Below are 23,316 nucleotides of genomic sequence, written 5' to 3'. Positions count from 1 at the left end.
ATATACAGGTCATTGATCATGAAAAAATTATTACCGACTTCAACTGCTGGCAGCTTACCTAAACCGTCTTGGCTTGCAGAACCTGAAAAGCTTTGGTCACCTTGGAAACTTGAAAATGAAGGCTTAGCTGAAGGTAAAAGAGATGCGTTACGTTTGGCGCTGCATGAACAACAACTTGCTGGCATCGATATTGTGAGTGACGGTGAACAAACCCGCCAACACTTTGTGACCACGTTTATTGAACACTTAAATGGCGTAGATTTTGAGAAGCGCGAAACAGTTCGTATTCGTGACCGTTACGATGCAAGTGTACCGTCTGTAGTGGGTGCGGTATCACGTCAAAAGCCGGTTTTTGTTGAAGATGCCAAGTTTTTACGTCAGCAAACCAATCAACCTATCAAGTGGGCGTTACCTGGCCCAATGACCATGATTGATACGCTTTATGACGGTCATTACAAGAGCCGTGAAAAACTGGCTTGGGAATTTGCTAAAATCTTGAACCAAGAAGCAAGAGAATTAGAAGCTGCGGGTGTAGATATTATTCAGTTTGACGAACCTGCATTTAATGTATTCTTTGACGAAGTCAATGACTGGGGTGTCGCGACTTTGGAACGTGCTATTGAAGGCCTAAAATGTGAAACTGCGGTTCATATTTGCTATGGTTACGGCATTAAAGCCAATACAGACTGGAAAAAAACACTCGGTTCGGAATGGCGTCAATATGAAGAAGCATTTCCGAAACTTCAGGCTTCTAACATTGATATCATTTCATTAGAATGTCACAACTCACATGTACCTATCGATTTACTCGAGCTTATTCGCGGTAAAAAAGTGATGGTCGGTGCAATTGATGTCGCATCTAACCAGATTGAAACACCAGAAGAAGTGGCGAATACACTTCGTAAAGCGCTTCAGTTTGTAGATTCTGACAAGCTTTATCCTTGCACAAACTGTGGTATGGCACCTCTTTCTCGTGAAGTAGCACGTGGCAAGTTAAATGCTTTAAGTGCAGGTGCAGAAATCGTTCGTAGAGAACTTATGGGATTGGAACTTACTGCTTAATATTTACCAATAAGTGGTATAAAGGGTTACTTTTTTGATGGCAGTTGATAATCAAACAAGTAACCCTCATTTTACTTGCTACATGTCGTTCTAATCAGAACGCATGTCGATAGTACCTTCCTGATGGAGTTGGGCGGTATAGCAAACACACAGGAAAAAGTACGGTTCAATTTAGGAATAATGTCATGGTTCAGGCAACAGACTTTAGAAATGCAATGTCTTTACTCACAAGTGCAGTCAGTGTTGTGACCACGGCAGGTATGTCTGGCCGTTTTGGATTTACTGCCTCTGCTGTGTGTAGTGTGACTGACACACCACCGACATTATTGGTCTGTATGAACCAGGCTGCAAGCTCACATGCACATTTCCTGGATAACAAAATCTTAACGGTAAATGTTTTAGGCGCGCATCACGAACATATTTCAAAAGCATTTTCATCTAAACTCACGCCAGAAGAACGCTTTAAACATGGCGCATGGATTGAGTTGGAAACAGGTGCACCTGTGTTGGAAGATGCTTTGGTAAGTTTCGACTGCGAGATTGAGCAAATTCAACAAGTGGGAACTCACACTATTTTGATTTGTCCTATTGTTGCGATTCAACAAAGCCAGCATGATCAAAGTCTGGTTTATTTTAATCGTGCTTATCACCAAGTGGGCCAGACAGAAACTGCTTAAACCCACTCTTTATGCAAATGAAAATTTATTATAAAAGTTAAACGTTTAAATTTTTAAAATGCATGATTGTCATTCAGGTAAATAGTATGGGGGGTTATCTATTGGTGAAGGTTAATTTCAGCGCGAACAATATAAAAATGGAGCCAGTTATCTGATCAATTTTTTTCAAAGTTTTACCTTGCTGTAGAAATCTCGAAATAGGTTTCATCAAAGTAATCAAAAATAATGACCATAAAATGCCTAAACCTACATGAATGGCTACTAAGCTTAAAAGCCAATATGTAGAATTTTCACCAGTTGGAATAAACTGGGGTAAAAATGAGACATAGAAGAACCCGACTTTAGGGTTCAATATATTCGTAATCAAACCTTTTAAAAACCAATTTTCCTGTTTGTTAGGATTTGACGTTATCTCAAAAGCTGTTCGAGGTTTAAAAATCAAGCCAATACCTAACCATACCAGATAAACAGCTCCTAACCATTTTAACAGGTTAAATGCAAGTTCAGAGGTAGCTAAAATAGCGCCTATTCCACAAGCTACAAGTACACCCCATGCTAAACAGCCACACGCAATACCTAAGGCTGCATTGAATGCTTTACTTTTATTTCCTACAGTAGCTGTTCGTATAATTAATGCTGTATCCAGTCCCGGGGTTATTGTTAATAGAATAATTGCTATAAAGAATGGTATAAGAAGCTCAGCCATATTCAGTCGATCAGGTGTAAAACTAGAGCCTATATGATAACGTCTGAATAAATAAAAATTAAACTCTATTATCAAAACTCGCTAAAATTGATAGATCAAAAGACCTGATGTGTAGAGCGTTTGCTCATGTATATTAAATATGGATTAATATCCAGCCTGAGTACAAGTAAGAAAATATTAAAATTTTAATCATGTTGTTGTTTTTAATAAATATCTGATAATGTTAATAACTGTTATATGAACACTCATCCTGATAAATATTATAATATTTATTATATATTTAAAAATAGAATAGTTCAGTATGCCATTAATTGTTTTAAGGGGAATATAGAAATAGAGAGCGTAATGCCTGCTCATCAAGATTAAGCAGGGTTACTTAATATAGAACAAAGTAACTTCAATTGTGAAAAAATCAGTAAAAATTATATAGCATAAAAAAGCATAACCCTTAAAGGATCAGTTATATATCTGATACTCTAAAGGTTATGCTTTAAAATAGCTGATTCATAAATTTCCTGAATTATATTTTTTAGCTGTGCTTTACCTGGTTGCGGCCATGGTTTTTGGCATGATAGAGATTGTTGTCGGCAATTTTTAATACTTCTGTAAAACTATTTGAGCTCTCGGGCCACGACGCAATACCAATAGAGACCGTGATTCTGCCAACATTATTAATAATATATGTTTCTACGGCATGGCGAAATCTTTCAGCACTTTCATAGACCTCTTGTTTATTAACATTTGGAATAATTACAATAAATTCTTCACCACCATGACGGCAACAAAGATCATTTTTGCGGAAATTTTCCAACATGATCTTAGCTAAAGTTTTTAATACTTCATCACCTTCATCATGACCATACGTATCATTAATACGTTTAAAATGGTCTATATCAATCAGAAGTACAGAAAAAGGAACTTTAGAATCTATCATTCCTTTTGTAAAGAACTGCATCCCTCTACGGTTTAATAAGCCAGTCAGTGGATCTGTATTAATACGATGATCCATTTCGGTTAGCTTATGAGAAAATTTACGTGCGCTTAATAAAAGTGATAACTTGAACTTGGTGACCTCATAGTACCAAGGATTAATCCTTTTGATTCTTTCTTCGATTTTAGGTTGATTCAGCAGACTGGCCATATTGGCTAGGTTATGTAACGGATTGGAAATAACGAGTGCAAATCTCCAGACAATATAAAAAATAAGCAGATAAAACAGGAAAATTCCGCCTGTAACTTTATAAATAATAGTCGATGCCTGCTCAAGTAGCTCATTAGTGGGCTGCTGAGAGACAATAAGCCACTTGGTTGAGGGGATGTATGAAAAGCCGGCAAGATTATCTACGCCTCGACTGTTTATCAAACGGATATTTCCATTTTTGGTCGCCTGCATGTATTTCAGGCCTGTATTATTCCTAACAGTTTCTCCAATTCTTTTTGTATCAGGGTGAAAAATAATCTTATTATTCTGATCAATCACATACATGTAGCTCTTTTTATAACTGTAGTTGATCGTTAAGAGATGGTTAATAATATTTTTCTGCTTTAAGTAAATGGCTGAGCCTATAAAGCCCTTATAGTTATTATCTTTATCAAAGATAGGCTGGGACAAGAAAACAATCAGATTATCTTTTACAGAGTAATAGGGTGAAGAAATATAAGTTTTTTTATTTTTAAGTGAGGCTTGAATTCCGGGCGTGGTCTGAATTTTATTCCGGTCAATATTTAAAATGTTGGAAGAAAAGTTGATGAGCCTGCCTTCAGCATCACCAATGACTACACTGTTATAGTGATCCGACTGGTATTTAAGACGATCAACTTCTGCTTCTCTTAACGCAAAACTGTTAAAGTCTTTCCCCAAAGATTGAGCACTGTACTTGAGTTCTTTTAATATATTTTGAAAATGATTGTCTGTATTAAGGGCAATTTTATTTGCATATTCCGAGTTAATCGCTAAAGAGTTGCTGATTAACTGGTTTTTTACGATTAAATAACTCACGCCTAAAGATACAAAGAAGAGTGTAGATACGCAGAATACGATTAATAAAAGTATTAATTTTCTCAAGTCCAGGTCAAAAGACTTACCCAGTTTTCTCATGAACATCATAAATTAATCAAATTCTGACATATTTCGGCTCATAATACCTTTTTAATTTAATAATGTAGATGAAATTGGATGATTTATTGAACAATAATTCTGTTTTTAATAATTTTATTGTTTATAGAAGTTTTTACTATGTCTCTTTAAAAGTCTTAAACCATTTATGGAATAACGAACTTTCTGAGCTCATAAGAATACCAAATTGCCCATGAGCAAGGCTGCCGTATATCTTTAACTCCTTACAATAGAAATGAAGTACCGACTTGGTCTTATGATTATGGCTTTGGCATCATGTCAAAGTAGATTAATTTTTACATTTAAAAGATAAGGTTTAAGAAAAAAGTTTCCTATTTAATCTAATCTAGTCATTATTTTTTTGACCAGTCTTCGCGGATTAGCTCTATTAATTCACGAGAGGCTTTAGGAAGTACCTTATCTTTTAACCAGACCAAATAGACCGGCATAGGGAGCTGATTCTGTGTATTTTTAAAATTTAACTGGATTAGCCGGCCGGTATCAATCAGATCTTTTACCAGAGATAAAGGAAAGTTACCCCAACCTAAGCCTATCTCCACCATATCAATTGCTGTCTGTAAATGATTGGTTCGCCAGTAAGAAGCACCTATCACAGGCCTTAAATCTGTTATGTCCAGCTCGGTACTTGCAACCAATATCTGCCGTACATTAATCAGATCTTCAATAAAAATTGCATCTTTATTTGTATGTACCAAGTCATGGTTTGCTGAAATCGTAGCCACCACTGTCTCTGTAGTAACGAGCTGCAAATATTCCTGTATCTTAATATTTTGACCGGAACTGGCCAGACAGATACTGATCTGTTCTGCATAAAGCATATGCAGAATATCATCCTGTGGCGCTGTAATAACTTCAATATGAAGCAGGGGATATTTTGAGGCAATTTTTTGTATAGCCAGCAAGAGCTTCCGGTTATTTACATCAGAAACGACACCTATTTTTAAAATATTCTCCAGGCCCAAAGACAGTTCACATGCATGCTTCGTCATCTGCTTAAGTTGCTCTGAAATCATTCTGGCCTGTGGTACTAATGCCAGCGCCGTAGCTGTAGGAATAACCTTGCGTGGAGTCCTTTCAAAAAGTGTTAGTCCTAATTCTGCCTCCAGGTTGGCTATACCCATGCTTACTGCCGACGGAACCCTGCGTAAATTTCGTGCGGCCGCAGAAAAAGAGCCTGCATCGAGAACAGCAAGAAATAACTCAATATTTTCACTACTAAAATTCATTTGTTATCAGTTCAACTGAAAGCTATTAACTTTATCAATAATTCTAACTGAAATTAAAATAGGGAATCTTATCAATTTGTTCAGGTAATCTCATTCATGCAAGGAATGAAACGTCGAGTAGTCTATATCACTAGCTATGAAATCATAGGAATGGGAGTTTCTTCGCTATGTTTCGCTTTATTGACTGGCAGCACATTAAGCCATACTGGACCTCTAGCAATTTTAGTGACCAGTATGGCGGCACTTTGGAATCTGGTATATAACCTGATGTTCGAAGCATGGGAAAGACGTCAAACGATGCATACCCGTACTGTGAAACGGCGTATAGTCCATGCAATAGGGTTTCAGCTCACCCTAATAATTTTTCTAATTCCTCTTATTGCCTGGTGGATGGAAATTACATTACTCAAAGCATTTATTTTAGATGCTTCTTTAATTGTTATTATTCCTTTTTATACTTTTACCTTTAACTGGATTTTTGATCAATTATTTGGTGTACCGCTTTCTGCTCAACCTATAGCTAAATAGATTTTATTAAAAATAATATTGAGGATTTTTATGATCTATAGAAAATATACAGAATAGAAGTATATTTTCTATATTGTAAATTAAATAACATGTAAATAAGTTTTTGATTTTAATGAGATTATGCTTTATGGGATAAAGTATTATTGATTTATCATGATATTATAAAAACATAGGAAGATTATATTTAAAACTAATTTAATATTTGAATTAATCCTATAAATAATGAAATATACTAAATTAAAAATTTATTTTATATAAAAAATAATTGAGAAACTGAAAAAGAATTATATACCTAGTAATAGTACTTAACTACCTCCTCTTAATTAGACTTTTTAACATGCCACTCCAAAGCAGTTTTGAATCATTAACTTTAGGTTAATGATTCTGCTTTCAGGTTGATTGATCCTGCATATTAAAAAGAGTTTTATAGGTCAGGAGATAAGTATTAAGGAAAGCCTCATGGAAGGTTCGGTTCAGAATAAAGAACGTATATGGACAAAACGTCGACATGCAAAACAACTCAAACTGGAAATGGCTGCAAAATATGCCGATGGCTGCATTATTCCGGCAGAAGATATTATAAAAGTATTAGAAATATTGATTACGCCAGGCGATAAAGTAGTTCTGGAAGGAAATAACCAGAAACAGGCAGATTTTCTATCTCGCTCACTGATACAAGTCAATCCGGAAATTCTGCATGATCTGCATATGATTATGCCCAGCGTTGGGCGCCCGGAACATCTGGATCTGTTTGAAAAAGGTATTGCCCGCAAGCTGGACTTTTCTTTTGCAGGAACACAAAGTCTTAGAATCAGTCAATTAATTGAAGACGGGCTGCTCGAAGTTGGAGCCATTCATACTTATATTGAACTCTATTCACGGTTACTGGTTGACCTTATTCCCAACGTTGTACTTTCAGCAGGTTTTATGGCAGACCGGCAGGGTAATATCTATACCGGCCCAAGTACAGAAGATTCTCCAGCTTTAATAGAACCTGCTGCTTTTAGTGACGGCATTGTAATAGTCCAGGTAAATGAACTGGTTGATGATGTTACAGATTTACCGCGGGTTGATATTCCTGCTTCATGGGTAGATTTTATCGTGGTAGCAGATAAACCATTTTATATCGAACCTTTATTTACACGTGATCCGAAACACATCAAGCCTGTGCATATATTGATGGCCATGATGGCGATCCGGGGTATTTATGAACGTCATCAAGTGCAATCTTTAAATCATGGGATTGGTTTTAACACAGCAGCGATTGAACTGATTTTACCTACTTATGGCGAATCCCTGGGTTTAAAAGGCAAGATTTGCCGCAACTGGACACTCAATCCGCACCCGACATTAATACCTGCCATTGAAACTGGATGGGTGGAAAGTGTGCATTGCTTCGGGACCGAGCTAGGCATGGAAAAATATATTGCTGCCCGCCCTGATGTATTTTTTACCGGTCGAGATGGCTCATTACGTTCTAACCGTATGATGTGCCAGTTGGCTGGACAGTACGCAGTAGATCTGTTTATTGGAGCAACGCTTCAGGTAGATGGAAGCGGGAACTCTTCCACGGTTACTAAAGGCCGACTTGCCGGTTTTGGTGGAGCGCCCAATATGGGCCATGACCCTCGTGGACGCAGACATGCCACACCTGCCTGGCTTGACATGCGGACCACAGATCAAACTGATACAGATACTTATCTCGCTCGTGGCAAGAAACTGGTTGTACAGATGGTAGAAACCTTTCAGGAAGGCGGAAAACCTACTTTTGTAAATACGCTTGATGCAGTAGGTGTAGCTCAAAAGGCTGGTATGGCACTGGCACCTATCATGATTTATGGTGACGATGTAACCCATTTACTCACTGAGGAAGGAATTGCCTACCTATATAAAGCCCGCAGTATGCAAGAACGAGAAGAGATGATTGCAGCGGTTGCAGGTGTAACTGATATAGGTCTTAATCATAACCCTAAAACAACTGAACGCCTGCGTCAGGAAGGTCTGGTGGTCTTTCCGGAAGATCTGGGGATACGCCGTACTGATGCAACACGTGAATTACTGGCTGCCAAAAATATTGCAGAGCTTGTGTCCTGGTCAGATGGCTTATATCAACCACCTGCAAAATTCAGGAGCTGGTAATGATGGCTGTTTTAACCGGAACTTCTTTGACTGTGGCCGAGCGGCTGGCTGAATTTGCCGTCCAGGCATTACTAGATGAAGTAAATCTGACTCCTAAGCCGGCACTGGTCGACCAGCGTGGCAGTGGTGCACATGATGACCTTAGCCTTGAGCTGATGGAGCATTCTGCACAAAGCCTGTTTCCCATGTTTAAGGCAATGGCTCAGGCCGCAGAAAAATATGGAACTGTCTGTCAGTCATTAAGAGAAGAAATTGGTCATATTGGGCGTCAAGGTGAGAAGCAAATGCTGCAGGTAACTCAAGGCATTAATACGCATCGTGGTGCAATCTGGTCACTTGGATTAATGGTCACTGCTACAGCGCTTACTCTTGAAAAGCAGAAAAGACTAACTGTACCTAACTTATGCAGGCTTGCCGGAAAAATTGCCTGTTTGGAAGACCGGTTCATTCCAGTACAGGCATTAACACATGGCCAGAAAATCCGGCAGCAATATGGCATAAATGGTGCCAAACAGCAGGCCCAGCAAGGTTTTCCAGTAATAGTTCAGTACGGTTGGCCGCAATTATGCCTGAGCCGTAGTAAAAGCATAAGTGAAAGTCATGCACGGCTTGATAGCTTGCTTGCCATGATGTCACAGCTTACAGATACCTGTGTCATTTATCGAGCTGGCCTTTCCGGGCTAGAACAGATGCAGGACGGTGCAAAATATGTTCTGGCCTCAGGAGGAAGTTCTACCTTAAAAGGACAGCAGGCTTTACAACAGCTAGAACATAATTTACTGGCCATTAGAGCGTCGGCCGGGGGAGCAGCAGATTTACTGGCAGCCTTACTGTTTCTGGATAGCATAAGCAGAACGGACCATAAAATATTAAAGGATGACTAAGTATGGAAATATTAAATTTTGAATTTAATGCGGGAAAAGTACCTCAAAAATCTATTGTAGTTGGCTGTGTAGGTTCAGGAGATCTGGAAATCCTGATGGAACCCGGTTCAGAAAGAAAGCTTAAAGTCAGGGTAACAACTTCAGTAGATGGCAGCAGTCAGCGTTGGAATAACCTGTTTGAACGGGTATTTACCAGCCAGCTTCCGCCAGCAGTCAATATTGATATCCACGATTTTGGAGCGACACCGGGAGTTGTCCGTTTAAGGCTGGAACAGGCCTTTGAGGAGATAGAAAATGCCGGATAAAAATAAACTACTAGAACAGCAGAGCTTTATTGAATTAAATGCCCGTGAACGTGCTTGGTCATTTCTGGACCCGAACAGCGGGCGTGAACTGCTTGATCCATTTGCACGAATTATGTCGCCATGGCTGCCCAAGCAAAATATTGTACCGCAGGCCGATGATGGCGTTGTAATTATCAAAGGATTGATCCAGCAGCAACCTACTGTTGTCATCTCAATTGAGGGTGTATTTCAGGGAGGAAGTCTTGGGGAAGTCGGCGGTGCCAAAATTGCTGGCGCACTTGAAATGGCAATCGAAGATAACCGTCAGGGAATTCCGACCACCGCTATTTTACTGCTAGAAACTGGTGGCGTACGTTTGCAGGAGGCTAACTTGGGTCTGGCTGCTATTGCAGAAATTCAGGAAGCAATTGTTGAGCTTAGACAATACCGGCCTGTGATTGGAATTATTGCAGGAAGTGTGGGTTGCTTCGGTGGAATGTCAATTGCAGCAGGGTTATGCAGTTACCTGATCATGACACAGGAAGGCCGTCTTGGGTTAAACGGACCACAGGTAATCGAACAGGAAGCAGGTATACAGGAATATGACGCTAAAGACCGTCCTTTTATCTGGAGCATTACCGGAGGGGCTCAGCGCTTTGCCAGTGGCTTGGTCGATGCTTATGTACAAGATGACCGAGAACAAATGAAACAACAGGTGATTGACTATATGCAGCGGGGTATACCTCAACTGCATCGCAGTTCAGACTATTCTTTTTATCTGCCCAAACTCAGTCAAATAGATACATCAGAGCAATTATTGCCTGTTCAGGTGCAAGCGTTGTATCAGGGAGAACAGACATGAATATGGATATAAACGCAATCAAGTTTTCAGTTCGGGGTAAACACTGGTTTGAAATTTTAACCCAAGGCTTCCAGAAAATTGAAACTGGCATTCACTCTCTGCTGGTTGCCGATGGACAAATAGACGGGCAGATGTTGCGGGTATTTGCAGTTGTACCGGATATTCATAATCACTTTCCACGGGCACGTAAAGGAGAGGTAGGACTCCTTGAAGGATGGTCACTGGCAAAAGCTGTAGATCAACTTATTCAACTCGATAAAGGAAAAAAAGATAAGCGTGCAATTTTATGTATTGTCGATGTGCCGAGTCAGGCTTATGGGCGTCGTGAAGAATTGCTGGGGATACATCAGGCTTTGGCCGGTGCAGTAGACAGTTATGTACGTGCACGTCTGGCCGGACATCCGGTAGTCAGCCTACTGGTTGGAAAATCAATGTCGGGTGCTTTTCTGGCTCATGGCTATCAGGCAAACCGGATGTTAGCATTAAAGGATTCTGGCGTGATGGTACATGCCATGGGCAAGGAATCTGCTGCACGTGTAACATTACGTACAGTAGACGAGCTGGAGCAACTGGCTGCCAATATTCCACCAATGGCGTATGACATTGAAAGCTACAACACATTAGGATTACTGTCTGACATGCTGGAAGTCAGTGATGCAGACCAGCCTACCGGCCAGGACATGTTTAATGTCCAGCAGGCTCTGGTTCATGCATTTATCAATATTAGGCAACAGGGCACGACTGACCTTAAACACCGTTTGAATGCAGAAAATCGTAATGTCTCTAAACAGGTACGTGAATTATTACGTGAGCAATGGTCATGAATACTCAGCTGCAGCCACATGACTTGCTGTGGGGAATGACGCCGGCTATGTTACCGCAAGATGCGCCTGAGTGGGTAGCACATGAATTGTCACGGGAAGTGCCGGTGGTGATACGCCGTGCATCTACCCGTCCTGCTGTAATTGCAGTCGGTATTCGTGGAAAATGCCGTAGCCTACGCTATGCCACCGAGATGCCTGTTCAGGCGATTACCCAACATATCAAGCCTGAGGCGCTGGTGAAAACAGACCTTGCCGAGTTTCCCCATCTCCAGAAAAGCCTGGAACTGGTAGGGCAGGTTATGGAAAGTATTGGCTTACCTTGGGGTTATACCGGTAGTACAGGCTTTGAACTGGCAACCGGTCTGAGAACAGTGACAGAACAGAGTGATATAGACCTGTTAATACGTGCAGAGTGCTTAATGGAAAAAGAGCAGGCACGAACTATTTTACAGCAGCTCGATGTCCTTAAACTCAAAATAGATGTACAGCTTCAGACCCCTTCAGGGGGTATCGCATTAAAGGAATGGGCACAAGCAGCAGGAAGTATTTTACTAAAACGTCAAAATGCGGCTGTTTTAGTGCTCAATCCTTGGAAACTGGAAGGAGCTTAATATGAATTCGATCTGGGTATATCCGGGACAGGGCGCCCAAAAAATCAATATGTTACATGAGCTGCCAATCCATAAACTGGTGAAACAGTATCTTGAACAGGCGTCTGACGTTTTAAAACAGGATGTGCTGCTACTGGATCAACCTGAAAATCTCAGATCAAATTATGCAGTTCAGTTATGTTTATATCTGTCGGGCATAATTAGTTCTGCTCTTCTAACTGAACAGAATATTTATCCAGACTACGTGGCCGGTTTATCAATTGGAGCATGGGCAGCAGCGACCGTCGCCGGTGTAATCAGTTTCGAAGATGGTTTAAAACTTGTGGCCAGACGAGGCGAGCTAATGCAACAGGCCTATCCGCAAGGATATGGTATGACAGCAGTGATCGGCACAGATCGTATGAGGGTGGAACAATGGATATCACAGGTTCGTATAAAAACTCCAGATATATATATAGCCAATATCAATGCCAGCAATCAGATAGTCATTTCAGGTTCAGAGGAAGCAATGCAACAGGTTTCCAGCCTTGCACGTCTGGACGGCGCAATCGTAAAACGTCTGGCGGTTAGTGTCCCTTCACACTGTATATTGCTTGAACCGCAAGCCAGACAGCTATATATCGATATAAAAGGAGTAGCTTCCGCACAACCTAAAATTAAATATTTAAGTGGTACCTCTGCACGTTTACTGCGAACAGATGTCCAGATACTCGATGACCTTACTTTTAATATGAGCCGGATGATTGACTGGGAGAGTACGGTCCAGGCTGCTTGGGAAAGAGGAGTCAGATTACATATTGAAGCTTTACCCGGCACTGTACTGACCGGCTTGGCACGAAAAATATTTAAAGAGGGTTCAGTTTTATGTTTTCAGAATACTCAACTGGACAGTTTGATCACTGCAATGCAAAAAGAGCAGGTAAGCTGAAGTAAAACCTAGCTAAAACAAAATGATGTAACTCAATGGATAGAGGAATTTAAAATGATTATATATGGAACAGCAATTCTGGCAATCTGCCATCTGTTAGGTGATTATCTTGGAAATACTTTAGGCCTGCTGCTGGGTGTAAAGGCTAATGTGGGCGGTGTTGCTATTTCCATGATCCTGTTAATTCTGGCCAAAGAAATCTTGATGAAAAAAGGATATTTGCCTCAAGTAACCCAGTTCGGAGTGCTGTACTGGTCAGGAATGTATATTCCTATCGTGGTCGCAATGTCGGCAGGCCAAAATGTAGTTGCTGCATTGTCTGGCGGAATGGTCGGTATCATCGTTGCGGTGACTTCCTTAATAGGTACAGTATTTGTGATTCGTTACCTAAACCGTATGAGTGGTGATTACGAAACTTATAGCTGGTCTATCGAAGCCGAAGAAAAGACTGCCTAATAATAATCAGAATTAATGGACTAAAAAGGAAAAATTATGGATGTACTTATTGCGGTTTTAAGTAAAAATGCGCTAGTCACTGCGCTTGCAGTGACAGGGTTGATGATGTTTGTCTCCCATCTGCTTTCAAAATATCTGACTAAAGGCAAACTGCAGAGCTCGGCTATCGCTATTACGTTAGGGCTGGTCGTCGCCTACTTTGCTGGTGTATATACGCAGGGTACGAAAGGAATTTCAGATATTGCAATTTTCTCAGGTTTTGCCTTGCTGGGTGGGGCCATGATTCGGGATCTTGCCATTGCTTCAACAGCATTTGAAGTTGATGTGAAAGAAGTGAAAAAGGCTGGAAAAATCGGTTTTGTTGCCCTATTACTGGGCTGTGTAGTGCCTTTTATAATTGGTGCTATGATTGCCTGGGTAATGGGATATAAAGACCCTGTTTCAATGACGACTATCGGAGCTGGCGCAATGACTTATATTGTAGGCCCGATTACCGGTACGGCCATTGGTGCCAGTTCTGAAGTTATTGCGTTGTCTATCGCAATTGGCCTGATCAAATCTGTCTTCTTTATGGTCGGTACTCCTTTACTTGCAAAATTTATGTACCTGAAAAGCCCGCGCTCAGCCATGGTTTTTGGCGGCCTTGCAGGTACCACCAGCGGTACTGCAGCAGGCCTTGCTGGAACAGATGTTCGTCTGGTGCCTTATGGTGCGCTGGTTGCAACTTTTTATACAGGACTGGGATGTCTGCTTGGACCTTCTGTATTTTTCCTGACAATAAATGCTCTTTTTGGCTAAAACTGTTAACACCCTCAAATGAGCAATAGCTGAAATCAACTCTGTTGCTCAATTATTCAAGCAGATACTGCTGGGCAAACATCCGGCATTCTGCAATCAAGGCCAAAAGATTCGGATCACGTTCTTTACTTTTAAGAAAGACCAGACCTATTTCCTGCTTAATCTGGTACTTCGCCTGTAAAGGAATAAGACGGACCGAGCTTTCATAAATAGATGAAATACGGCCGGGGAGCAGTGCAAGACCAACGCCGCTACTCACCATACTGATTAAAGTAAAAATATCACTAACCTGTAAAAAAACTTTTGGATCAATTCCTGCCTTTTCAAAAACTGTATCACTATCATTGCGGGTTGCGAAACCTTTTGAAAGTGTTAGAAATGTCTCATCTTTAAGTAAACTCAGATCAATTTCATGTTCTTCGGCGAGCAAAGAGTTTTTATTTACAGCCAGGTAAATACTGTCCTGAAACATAGGTAGCTGTTCAAAATCCAGATCATCTGTGGTGTCATTGAGAGCCACAATAATTGCATCCAGCTCGGTAGATTTCAATTTTTTTACCAGATCCAGATTGGAACTGAGCAGAAGCTGAATATCAAGTTCGCCGCGTCGTAATTTTAAACCGCTAATCACATTTGGTATGGTATTTACTGTAAGTGAATAGAGTGAACCCAAATGTAGTACTTTGGCTGCGAACCCTGCGGCTTCACGGGTTTTATTTACGGTGGTGATCATATCCTGCACAAGTTTTTGTGAATGCTCTTGCAGTACATAAGCACTTTTTAAGGGAATCAGGTTACGGCCTTCATTTTTAAATAACGGACAGTGTAGCGCGCTTTCCAGAGAATGCAGTGCTTTGTGTACGCTAACGGTACTGATCTGCATTTCTGCTGCAGTTTTCGACAAATTTCCATAGCGCATGAACATTAGAAATATCTGTATTTTTCTTAGAGTGAGCTCTTCATCAATTTCCATATCTTCTGTTATTTCCAATATTCAAGACATCCAGCTTTTTTATCATAATGATTTGTATGGAAAATGATATTGAATAAAAGCTTTATTTCAAAAATTTATATATAAACTGATGCACTATCTAATTAAAATTAATAAACACGCATAAAAGAATAATTTATTCAAGGCTAAACTGGGCAATTTTAACTGATCCAGTTTAGCCTTAAGCGGGTTTGCAAATTAGTTTACTGATAAAGAAATAATTTTATAGTATTGGTTAACCGGCTCCGCTTTGGGATTTTGAGTTTCTGTTATCTCAAGCAGATATTGTCCTGCGGCTGGAAAAGTCAGATTTGCTCTACCTTTTAAATCGGTCAGAACAGTTTTTGTATTTTGTTCACTTTGACCTTTTTCCCTTATTACTATTTCTGCCTTAGTTAAAAGCTTATTATTTTTTGAAACTACTAAGCTTACAGGATGTCCTGTCTTAATATTATTCGGATGACTGGAAAACTTGACTTGGAGGGGAAAATCTATTTTTTCTTTAACTTCAGTCAGTTTGGTTTTCGAAAGATATGTTTCAATACTCCACTCACGAGTCACATTTTTTAATTGAGGTGTTTTCTTGAAATCACCAGGAATAACATAGTCCCGCTCAGCAATACTTTTTTCTTTTCCTTCTGTTGTATCATAAAAAATCTTCCATTCTTTGTTATAAATCGCATATTGCAGCGGATAGGAGACTTTTGACGAGATATAGTATGTTCCGTCAAGTTTTAAAGTTAAGTCAAAAACAGTTGCCGATTTTAATTGAGTATTCGGGGTAACAGTGGTTTGACTTTGATCTGGTTGAGTAATATGAAAGATCACATCTTTTAAAGCATATTCACTGGCAAAAGGAACCTCCGCATAACCGGAAATCACAGGTATTTGAGTATTTTCAGTGACAAATGCTAGAGGCGCTACATAAGGTTCATGTGCGAATACAATGCTGGGCATCAGGGCGACTAAAAAAATATAGTTTTTCATTTTAAGCTTATCAAGGGTTTTTGAGCATAAAGTATATATGAAAATGATTCTTATTTCATAATTTATACTGTCTAACCTGTGAGCTGGTAGAACTATTAAAAATGATTATAAAAGTTATTAACTTTGAATCACTATTAAATTTCATCTAGATAAGTATATATTTGATTCTAGCTATAATTTTTCTATTTAAACTATGCTTTTATAATATTAATTTATACTTTAAAAGTATCATAATAATTTTAATTAAATCTAAAAATTAGTTTTATTTTATGGGTCAGATAATGTAGAGTGAATTAATCAGCTTTGTTAAAGCTGGTACAGGAATTGCTTAAAAAACAAGTATGTTTTTAGCTAGGTGAATGGATATGGAATCACTCAGCCAACAGATGGATTTGAATCATTATTCTCGTAAAGCTGATTTTGCGCAAAGCTTGATGTCCCAAATCTGTGGAGAGCACCGTTTAGATACAACATGTCGCGATACTCTTGATTTTCATTATGACGGTTTAAGATTGCCTCATAAACATATGGCCATTGGTACCATCAGCTATGGTGCCAACGTTGCAATTAATATTTCTAAGCTGAGAGCTTATAGCATCAGTTTACCGATTCATGGTAAACAGGCATTGAATGTACATGGGGCAAAATATCTTTCGCATGAGACAAAAGGATTAATTGTTTCAAATGCAGAGTTACAGGACCTGGTCATAGATAAAGACTGTAAAAAAATTCAGGTAGTAATTCCGGAACAGAGCCTGCAAATGGTACTCGCAGACCTTTTAAATAGAAAAGTTGAGCAGCCCGTTATTTTTAATCCTGAAATGTGTCTGGATTCGGGCCAGCTTATTGAAGCGTGGTGGAAAAATATACAGAACTTTTTACAGCTTAAGTCTCAATATACAGGTTTTTATGGTTTACAGATGCTGTCTGAAGATTATGAGAATTTTGTGATCAAGGCGCTGCTTTTATCGCAGGAAAATAACTATTCTCATGCATTGAAGGAGCTGTCTCAGCAGCGGGAGCCTTCTTATATTAGCAAAGTTCGGAATTTTATTGTGGCACATGCCCATGAAGAAATTTGTGCTGATGATTTACAGCGTTTAGCTGGTGTATCAAAATCCAAATTATATGAAGAATTCCAGTATTACTACGGAACCAGCCCGATGTCTTATTTGCGTAAATACCGTTTACAGCAAATCTATAAAATTTTAAGTAGTTCAGGTCATCACAGAAAACTTTCGATTTCTAAGCTTGCCTATGATTGGGGATTCAACCATTTAAGTCGTTTTTCTCAGGAATATCGAGAAGAATTTGGTGAAAATCCAAGTGAGACAAAGTCCAGAATTTTATAAACTTCTGGCACCTATAAAAAAGCTGATTTAGATAAAAATCTAAATCAGCTTTTATTTGTAATTTTTATACTCTAGACAGAACCTTCCAGTTTTAATGCCTGTCTGATTTTTGCTTTTTCCTGCATAACTTTTAAACTTAATGCGATAAAAGAAATAAAGGTTGGAATTGCCAGAATAAAGAAGATGCCGCTCAGGCTCAGTTTAAATGTAAAGATCAGAGAACCGAAGAAAGCACCCAAAATTGCACCGATACGTCCAATTCCATGCATCCAGGAAACTCCCACGGCACGGCAGGCAGTAGGATAAAAGATTGCAGAGAGTGGAAGCAGAGAAGACTGTGCACCTGCCAGTAGTGCCCCAATCAGAAAGATGGTGATGCCAAGCAGTAAGATATTTGAACTGACCAGACCGGCAATAATCAGTAAGGCAAATGCGCTCAAATATGAGTATTTAATAACAGTAGTTGGGTTCAACTTGTCCATGTACCAGCCCATAAGTGTTGCACCAATGACTCCCCCGAACGGAAAAATGGCTGCAATCAGACTGAACTGTTGTGTGGTAAAACCGGCTGTTTTCAAGATAGTTGGCATCCAGCTGGTTAACAGGTAAAACACCAGCAAGCTCATGAAACAGCAAAGCCATAACATGCTAGAGCCCCAAAGATATTTACCTAACACCAGTTTGACTGGACTTTCACTGCTCTGGTTTTCAGCTTGAGTGAGCACCAGTTTGACAGGTTCAGCGAAACATTGGCCCTGGATATTTTCCAGAATATTTTGTGCTTTTTGCTGCTGGTTACGTTTGATCAAGTACTGAGTGGACTCAGGAAGCTTGAATAGAAGAAATGCAACAAGAATAAGAGGAATAGCTCCCCCAATAATAATTACTTTAGCCCAGCCTAAGCTTTCGAGCAAATAAGCAGAAAGTACCCCACCACAGGAAATACCCAGCATAAAACCGCAACCAGCCAGACCGGTTAAAAAGGCTTTACGTTTAACGGGCATGTATTCAGATACAATCGTACTAATATTTGGCATGGCTGCTCCTAAACCCACACCAGTAATGAAACGATAAATCATTAGTTCCTGAGTAGTGCTGGCAAAGCCACATAACACGGTAAAAATCCCGAACAGTAAAGTGGTCAATACAATTACTCCTTTACGTCCAAATTTATCTGCCATTGGACCAGAAATAATGGCACCAATTGACATACCGACTAATGCTGCACTTAATACAGGCGCCAGCTGTGGTTTACTGATGCCCCAGTCATCCAGTAATGCGGGTGCGATAAAACCAATAATGCCAGTATCTAATCCATCGCAAAAGAAGACCAGAAAACCCAGAGTGAATACGACCCATTGCAAGGGTGAAAGTTTGTCACGGTTAATTACAGTATTTGCATCTATTGTCTTCATACTGATTCCTTTCAAAATATAAAATGATGACACTCAAATTGTTGAATCTGGTTCATGCGGTACAGATCAAAATTTCTATACAATGTATTAAAAAATAGAATTCGATTATTTTTATCAGTCCCATTATTGAGACTGCCCCAACACCTTGACCATTACAGATCAATAACGCTTAAATCTTGTTGCCAGTGATCTGTTCAATCTCCTGTAAACTGACTAAATGTTTTTAGCTCATTACAGGATATAGCTATAAACGCTCTTTCCAATTGAACTCTTTTTAACCATACTTCACTATCCAATAAATCCTGATATTCATCCGTTTTTTCCATATTGTTTTATCGGGTGATGTTTATGAGTTAAAAAAGTAAACATATAATTTAAGGTAAAAACCTGAATTAATTGAAAATTGGAATATAAGTATTTTTAAGAAGAAAAAAGATCTGAGCCAGAATTTCTGACTCAGATGAAGATATTAAGCAGCTACACGTCGCCGTTCAACTTCGCTAGAAGGAGCAGCGTCTGCTTCTTTCACGAGCTCAACATTAAAAGTGATGTGCTTGAATGGCTTGTCCAGTTCACGACGGGCTATTTCAGCTTCATCAGTCACATCTGTTGCTGTTGCAACCAGCCCGTCACGGGTAGCAAAGGCAAAGTCATCCCACAGATACTCGTCACCTTCAATATTGAACTGTGTGGTGAGCTTGCGGTAACCCGGTGCCGATACAAAGTAGTGCACATGAGAAGGGCGGTTACCATGACGGCCAAGCTTGTTTAAAAGCGCCTGGGTAGTGCCTTCTGGCGGGCAGCCATAACCTACCGGCATGGTGGTCAGGGCAACATATTTACCATCTGCATCTGTAAGGATGGTACGGCGCAGGTTAAAGTCGGACTGGGACTTGTCAAAGAATGAATAGTTCCCCAGGCTGTTGGCATGCCAGACTTCTACCTTGGCTCCTTCAATAATATTGCCCTGTGTATCAGTAACAGTGCCTTCAATGATCAGGGTGTCGACCTTATCGGACTCGGAGCCGTCATCCATACGTGCAAAGCCGACAGACTCAGGGGCACCGGCCACATAGAGCGGGCCTTCGATGGTACGGGGAGTGCCGCCAGTAATACCGGCCTTGGCATCTGCCTCATCGGCACGCAGGTCGAGGTAGTGTTCAAGACCGAGCCCGGCAGCGAGCAGGTCGAGTTCATTGGCCTGGCCTGCATCGGTCAGGTATTCGAGGCCTTTCCAGACTTCAGAGGGCTGGATGTCGAGGTCTTCGATGGCCTGGAACAGATCCCCGAGCAGGCGGACGACGACCTGCTGAATGCGCTCATCGACCGGGCCTTTGGCAGTATCGACATTCATTTGTTTTACGAGCGCATCAATTTGTTGACGGTTCATACTATCACTCCTTAAGTATGTATAAGACGCTAACAGGGGCTGACGAGAGATCAGCCTCTGAAAAAACGTCTTGTTGTTATCTTTCCTTGGTACAACTTGTTTTATGGGCTATGGCTGGTATTACTCTGTAAAAATTTTTCGCTATAAATCCGATAATCCTGCAACTCTTCAATATCCAGCCAGCTTTTAACTGCCTCAATCATGGGTGGAGGACCACACAAATACATATCAAATGCCTGCTCAGCGAGCTGGTCCTTATTTAAATGCTCCTGAATATAGCCAGTTTTTCCTGTCCATGTACTTGAAGCTTTAGTCACAATCGGCTGATAACTAAAGTTGGGAATACGTTCAGCATAACTCTGCAGCCGCTGCTGTTCACATAAATCAGCCTCACTATTTACACCATAAAATAGCTGAACGGCAGGTGTGTTAGGCTGTTCTGCGATATTGTCGAGCATACCCAAAAAGGCTGAAAGTCCGGTTCCACCAGCGATAAAAACCAGTGGACGTTCTACTTCGCGCAAATAAAAGCTGCCTAAAGGAGCTTCCATCATTAAGGTTTGACCAACCTCACAGCGGTCACGTAAGTAATTGCTCATTACTCCATCCGGCAACAACCGGATTAAAAACTGTAGCTGGTTAGAGTGATTTGGCCGGTTGGCAAAAGAATAAGAGCGCCAGTCTGGTGTGCCTGGAATTTGTAAGCGTGCATATTGTCCTGGCAAAAACTGTAACTCTTCCTTATGTGTGCTGGCATCAAGGTGTAAAATTGCAGTTGTTTCAGAAACCAGCTCAACAGCAGTGACCGTGGTACCAAGCTTGAGCGTGTCACCTGCATTACAGATATTTGAGTTATGGTCAAAATAAAAAGCAGCATTTGACATGACCCGGGTCTGACAAGCCAGCATTTTACGCTCAGCGAGATCCCGCTCGCTTAACGCATCTTCATCAACATAATCCTGCTCGTAAATGCCAGTTTCACACTGTCCCTGACAGGTGCCACATACACCTTCACGGCAGTCTAAAGGGAGGTTGATTCCCTGACGAACAGCCGCATCCAGCAATAGCTCGTCATCATTTACCGAGATAAAAAAAGTTTTACCATCTGCAAAGTTGAGTGCAACAGAATGCCCCATGTGTCACTCCTTATACATGATAAAAGTCGAGTACGGAATCAATCTTGTCATTAAGCAAGATAGTGTGCTGACGACGGATCCGAAACGTTTCTTCAGTTTTGCGCAGAATATAAGTTGCATGTCCGTAGAAACAGCCTTCCAGACCTTGACGGTTGTAGAGGGTCTGCCAGACAACATTTGCCTGAATTAAACCATCCTCAAGCATCTTGACCCGTATATTGTTAATACTGTGCAAAGTACGTGGCAGAGGAGTTGCAGATGCTGCTTTACCTGTACGGATACGGAATACCCGGTCTTCTAGTCCTGAGCGGTCCGCATAATAAATATAAGACAAGCCCTGATTTGGATCCTGTACATAGGTATGGTCATCTATCCACTGTGGAATATGATATTCGCTGTCTTCATCATATAACTCGAGATAGTCATCCCATTCATAGGCATCACAAAGCTCTGCCTTACGGTAAAGAAATTGAGAAACGGCGAAATGGAGTTCTTGAGACATGATTACACCTCATCCGTTACAGTATGATTTTCATGAGTAATATCATGCAGTTTTAAAGCTTTCTTTTTCAGGCCGTCTAACATTAACCGTTGCCAGTGACCATGCTGGTTCACATAAAGTCCTTCATGCGTGAATTCACGCCCGGTAATGACAGGCTCAATGCCCAAGTCCTGTGAATTCTGGGTAGGGCCATAACACCACGCATGGTGGCCACGTGAAATATCGCTCCAGCGTTCCAGACGTGCTTGGAAACCTTTCTGCTGTTCACGGAACTCGACCAGATCATCGGGAGTGCCTAGGCCGGATACATTAAAGAAATCTTCAAACTGACGAATGCGGTTACGGCGAGCTTCAGCTGACTCTCCTTTAACCCCAATGCACTGACTGATTACTTCTGTCTTGTTCCAGGCGACCGGGCGTACGATTCGTAACTGCGAACTGATCTGGTCCATAAAAAACAGACTTGGATAGAGGTTTAAGTTTCTGAGACGGTGCATTGCCCACTCAGCACGCTTTGGACCATATTTCTCGACCAGATAGGGCATGACTGTTTCATATCCAGGGCGGACCGTCGGGTTCGGCATATCACTAAATAAAACGCTATGACCGTTTTTAAAGCTAAACCAGCCATCATCAGTTTCATTATCACCCGCACCCAGCTTGCTATAATCAAGAGTATCAAGATCACTACCTTTGGCTGCATTGACCTGCTGGCGATGCTGTACAGTTGAAACATAATTGTAGTGAACAGTACTGACATGATAGCCATCTAGGCCATTTTCATTTTGCAGTTTCCAGTTACCTGCAAAAGTATAAGCCGACTTACCCTGTAACACTTCCAGCTCACCGGTAGGTGACTGCTCGACCATCAGGTCGAGAAATACTTTGGCATCACCTAAAAAATCTTCGAGGCTATCTGTAGCCTGCACATCAAGGCTAACAAATACAAAACCACGATAGCTGGCAATCCGGCCCTGCTTTAGACCACGACTGGATTTGTCAAAATCTTCACAATATTCACTTGGTGCTTTAACCTTAACCAGACGACCATCGGACTTATAGCACCAAGCATGGAACGGACAGGTGAAAGTAGACTGATTGCCTTTGGCAACCCTGGTTAAGGTTGCTCCACGATGTTCACAGGCGTTAACCATAGCATGCAGTTCACCCTTACCATCACGGCTGATGATGATAGGCTGTCGGCCAATCTGGACAGTTAGAAAGTCATGGTTATTGGGAATTTCACTTTCATGACAGGCATAAATCCATACTTTTTCAAAAATGAATTCCATTTCAAGATCAAACAATTCTGGCTGCGTGAACATATCACGCGCTATACGGAAAACCCCGTCATTTGGACGAAAATCAATGCATCCTGCAACGAAATCCTGCCATTCAGTTACGCTACGTGAGGCCATTTT

23 protein-coding genes are annotated in these 23,316 nt (G+C 40.7%); 13 read left to right on the top strand and 10 right to left on the bottom strand.

Going from position 1 to position 23,316, the window contains the following annotated elements; translation table 11 throughout:
* The first annotated feature begins 18 nt into the window (after positions 1 to 18).
* Both AC0VYT_RS08355 and AC0VYT_RS08350 read left to right on the top strand, forming a co-directional pair.
* Entirely contained in the window at positions 19 to 1,062 is a 1,044-nt protein-coding gene (locus AC0VYT_RS08355; protein WP_005019764.1) for a methionine synthase, read from the top strand.
* A 185-nt stretch (positions 1,063 to 1,247) separates the two neighbouring features.
* The gene (locus AC0VYT_RS08350; protein ID WP_005019766.1) at positions 1,248 to 1,739 is read left to right on the top strand and encodes a flavin reductase; all 492 of its coding nucleotides are present in this window, start codon (positions 1,248 to 1,250) and stop codon (positions 1,737 to 1,739) included.
* A 94-nt stretch (positions 1,740 to 1,833) separates the two neighbouring features.
* Here the strand turns inward: AC0VYT_RS08350 and AC0VYT_RS08345 are convergent, their stop codons facing one another.
* From AC0VYT_RS08345 to AC0VYT_RS08335, 3 genes are all read right to left on the bottom strand, one after another.
* A complete protein-coding gene (locus AC0VYT_RS08345) occupies positions 1,834 to 2,445 on the bottom strand; it encodes a LysE family translocator (RefSeq protein ID WP_005019768.1) in 612 nt (203 codons plus the stop codon).
* Positions 2,446 to 2,974: 529 nt separating this feature from the next.
* Positions 2,975 to 4,543: a sensor domain-containing diguanylate cyclase gene (locus AC0VYT_RS08340; protein ID WP_026444359.1), complete on the bottom strand. Its 1,569-nt coding sequence runs from the start codon at positions 4,541 to 4,543 to the stop codon at positions 2,975 to 2,977.
* Positions 4,544 to 4,914: 371 nt separating this feature from the next.
* Positions 4,915 to 5,808, bottom strand: coding sequence for a LysR family transcriptional regulator (locus tag AC0VYT_RS08335; protein WP_005019771.1), 894 nt, complete (start codon positions 5,806 to 5,808; stop codon positions 4,915 to 4,917).
* Between the two features lie 96 nt (positions 5,809 to 5,904).
* Between AC0VYT_RS08335 and AC0VYT_RS08330 the strand changes: the two genes are divergently transcribed.
* The 10 genes from AC0VYT_RS08330 (at position 5,905) to madM (ending at position 14,122) form a co-directional block, all read left to right on the top strand.
* A complete protein-coding gene (locus tag AC0VYT_RS08330) occupies positions 5,905 to 6,336 on the top strand; it encodes a PACE efflux transporter (protein WP_005019772.1) in 432 nt (143 codons plus the stop codon).
* 459 nt (positions 6,337 to 6,795) lie between these two features.
* Positions 6,796 to 8,475, top strand: a complete 1,680-nt coding sequence (gene mdcA, locus AC0VYT_RS08325) for a malonate decarboxylase subunit alpha (RefSeq protein ID WP_005019774.1) — start codon at positions 6,796 to 6,798, stop codon at positions 8,473 to 8,475.
* Positions 8,475 to 9,359, top strand: a complete 885-nt coding sequence (locus AC0VYT_RS08320; protein WP_005019776.1) for a triphosphoribosyl-dephospho-CoA synthase — start codon at positions 8,475 to 8,477, stop codon at positions 9,357 to 9,359. The genes mdcA and AC0VYT_RS08320 overlap by 1 nt, the downstream gene beginning before the upstream one ends.
* 2 nt (positions 9,360 to 9,361) lie before the next feature.
* Positions 9,362 to 9,664: a malonate decarboxylase subunit delta gene (locus AC0VYT_RS08315; protein ID WP_005019778.1), complete on the top strand. Its 303-nt coding sequence runs from the start codon at positions 9,362 to 9,364 to the stop codon at positions 9,662 to 9,664.
* A complete protein-coding gene (locus AC0VYT_RS08310; protein WP_005019779.1) occupies positions 9,654 to 10,505 on the top strand; it encodes a biotin-independent malonate decarboxylase subunit beta in 852 nt (283 codons plus the stop codon). Before AC0VYT_RS08315 ends, AC0VYT_RS08310 begins: the two co-directional genes overlap by 11 nt.
* Positions 10,502 to 11,329, top strand: coding sequence for a biotin-independent malonate decarboxylase subunit gamma (gene mdcE, locus AC0VYT_RS08305; RefSeq protein WP_005019781.1), 828 nt, complete (start codon positions 10,502 to 10,504; stop codon positions 11,327 to 11,329). Before AC0VYT_RS08310 ends, mdcE begins: the two co-directional genes overlap by 4 nt.
* Complete coding sequence (locus tag AC0VYT_RS08300) at positions 11,326 to 11,940, top strand: malonate decarboxylase holo-ACP synthase (RefSeq protein ID WP_005019783.1); 615 nt, start codon at positions 11,326 to 11,328, stop codon at positions 11,938 to 11,940. Before mdcE ends, AC0VYT_RS08300 begins: the two co-directional genes overlap by 4 nt.
* A 1-nt stretch (position 11,941) precedes the next feature.
* Positions 11,942 to 12,868: a malonate decarboxylase subunit epsilon gene (gene mdcH, locus AC0VYT_RS08295; protein ID WP_005019784.1), complete on the top strand. Its 927-nt coding sequence runs from the start codon at positions 11,942 to 11,944 to the stop codon at positions 12,866 to 12,868.
* A gap of 54 nt (positions 12,869 to 12,922) precedes the next feature.
* The gene (gene madL, locus AC0VYT_RS08290) at positions 12,923 to 13,324 is read left to right on the top strand and encodes a malonate transporter subunit MadL (protein ID WP_005019786.1); all 402 of its coding nucleotides are present in this window, start codon (positions 12,923 to 12,925) and stop codon (positions 13,322 to 13,324) included.
* A gap of 36 nt (positions 13,325 to 13,360) precedes the next feature.
* Positions 13,361 to 14,122: a malonate transporter subunit MadM gene (madM, locus tag AC0VYT_RS08285; protein WP_005019787.1), complete on the top strand. Its 762-nt coding sequence runs from the start codon at positions 13,361 to 13,363 to the stop codon at positions 14,120 to 14,122.
* 52 nt (positions 14,123 to 14,174) lie between these two features.
* Here madM and AC0VYT_RS08280 read toward each other — a convergent pair whose 3' ends face one another.
* Both AC0VYT_RS08280 and AC0VYT_RS08275 read right to left on the bottom strand, forming a co-directional pair.
* A complete protein-coding gene (locus tag AC0VYT_RS08280) occupies positions 14,175 to 15,095 on the bottom strand; it encodes a LysR family transcriptional regulator (RefSeq protein WP_005404475.1) in 921 nt (306 codons plus the stop codon).
* Positions 15,096 to 15,311: 216 nt separating this feature from the next.
* On the bottom strand, positions 15,312 to 16,100 hold the full coding sequence (locus AC0VYT_RS08275; RefSeq protein ID WP_005019789.1) for a DUF4198 domain-containing protein: 789 nt from the start codon (positions 16,098 to 16,100) through the stop codon (positions 15,312 to 15,314).
* Between the two features lie 365 nt (positions 16,101 to 16,465).
* Between AC0VYT_RS08275 and AC0VYT_RS08270 the strand changes: the two genes are divergently transcribed.
* Positions 16,466 to 17,452, top strand: a complete 987-nt coding sequence (locus AC0VYT_RS08270) for an AraC family transcriptional regulator (protein WP_005019790.1) — start codon at positions 16,466 to 16,468, stop codon at positions 17,450 to 17,452.
* A gap of 71 nt (positions 17,453 to 17,523) precedes the next feature.
* Here AC0VYT_RS08270 and AC0VYT_RS08265 read toward each other — a convergent pair whose 3' ends face one another.
* The 5 genes from AC0VYT_RS08265 to antA form a co-directional block, all read right to left on the bottom strand.
* Complete coding sequence (locus AC0VYT_RS08265; RefSeq protein WP_005019791.1) at positions 17,524 to 18,867, bottom strand: MFS transporter; 1,344 nt, start codon at positions 18,865 to 18,867, stop codon at positions 17,524 to 17,526.
* Positions 18,868 to 19,336: 469 nt separating this feature from the next.
* Positions 19,337 to 20,257, bottom strand: coding sequence for a catechol 1,2-dioxygenase (gene catA, locus AC0VYT_RS08260; protein WP_005019792.1), 921 nt, complete (start codon positions 20,255 to 20,257; stop codon positions 19,337 to 19,339).
* 101 nt (positions 20,258 to 20,358) lie between these two features.
* Entirely contained in the window at positions 20,359 to 21,393 is a 1,035-nt protein-coding gene (gene antC / locus AC0VYT_RS08255; protein ID WP_005019793.1) for an anthranilate 1,2-dioxygenase electron transfer component AntC, read from the bottom strand.
* A 10-nt stretch (positions 21,394 to 21,403) separates the two neighbouring features.
* Entirely contained in the window at positions 21,404 to 21,895 is a 492-nt protein-coding gene (antB, locus tag AC0VYT_RS08250; RefSeq protein WP_005019796.1) for an anthranilate 1,2-dioxygenase small subunit, read from the bottom strand.
* 2 nt (positions 21,896 to 21,897) lie between these two features.
* Complete coding sequence (gene antA / locus AC0VYT_RS08245; RefSeq protein WP_005019798.1) at positions 21,898 to 23,313, bottom strand: anthranilate 1,2-dioxygenase large subunit; 1,416 nt, start codon at positions 23,311 to 23,313, stop codon at positions 21,898 to 21,900.
* Positions 23,314 to 23,316 lie beyond the last annotated feature (3 nt).

Source organism: Acinetobacter sp. QJM3NY_42 (assembly GCF_056173745.1).
Note: the sequence above shows the minus strand (reverse complement) of the source record. Positions and strands in the feature narration are given on the sequence as shown.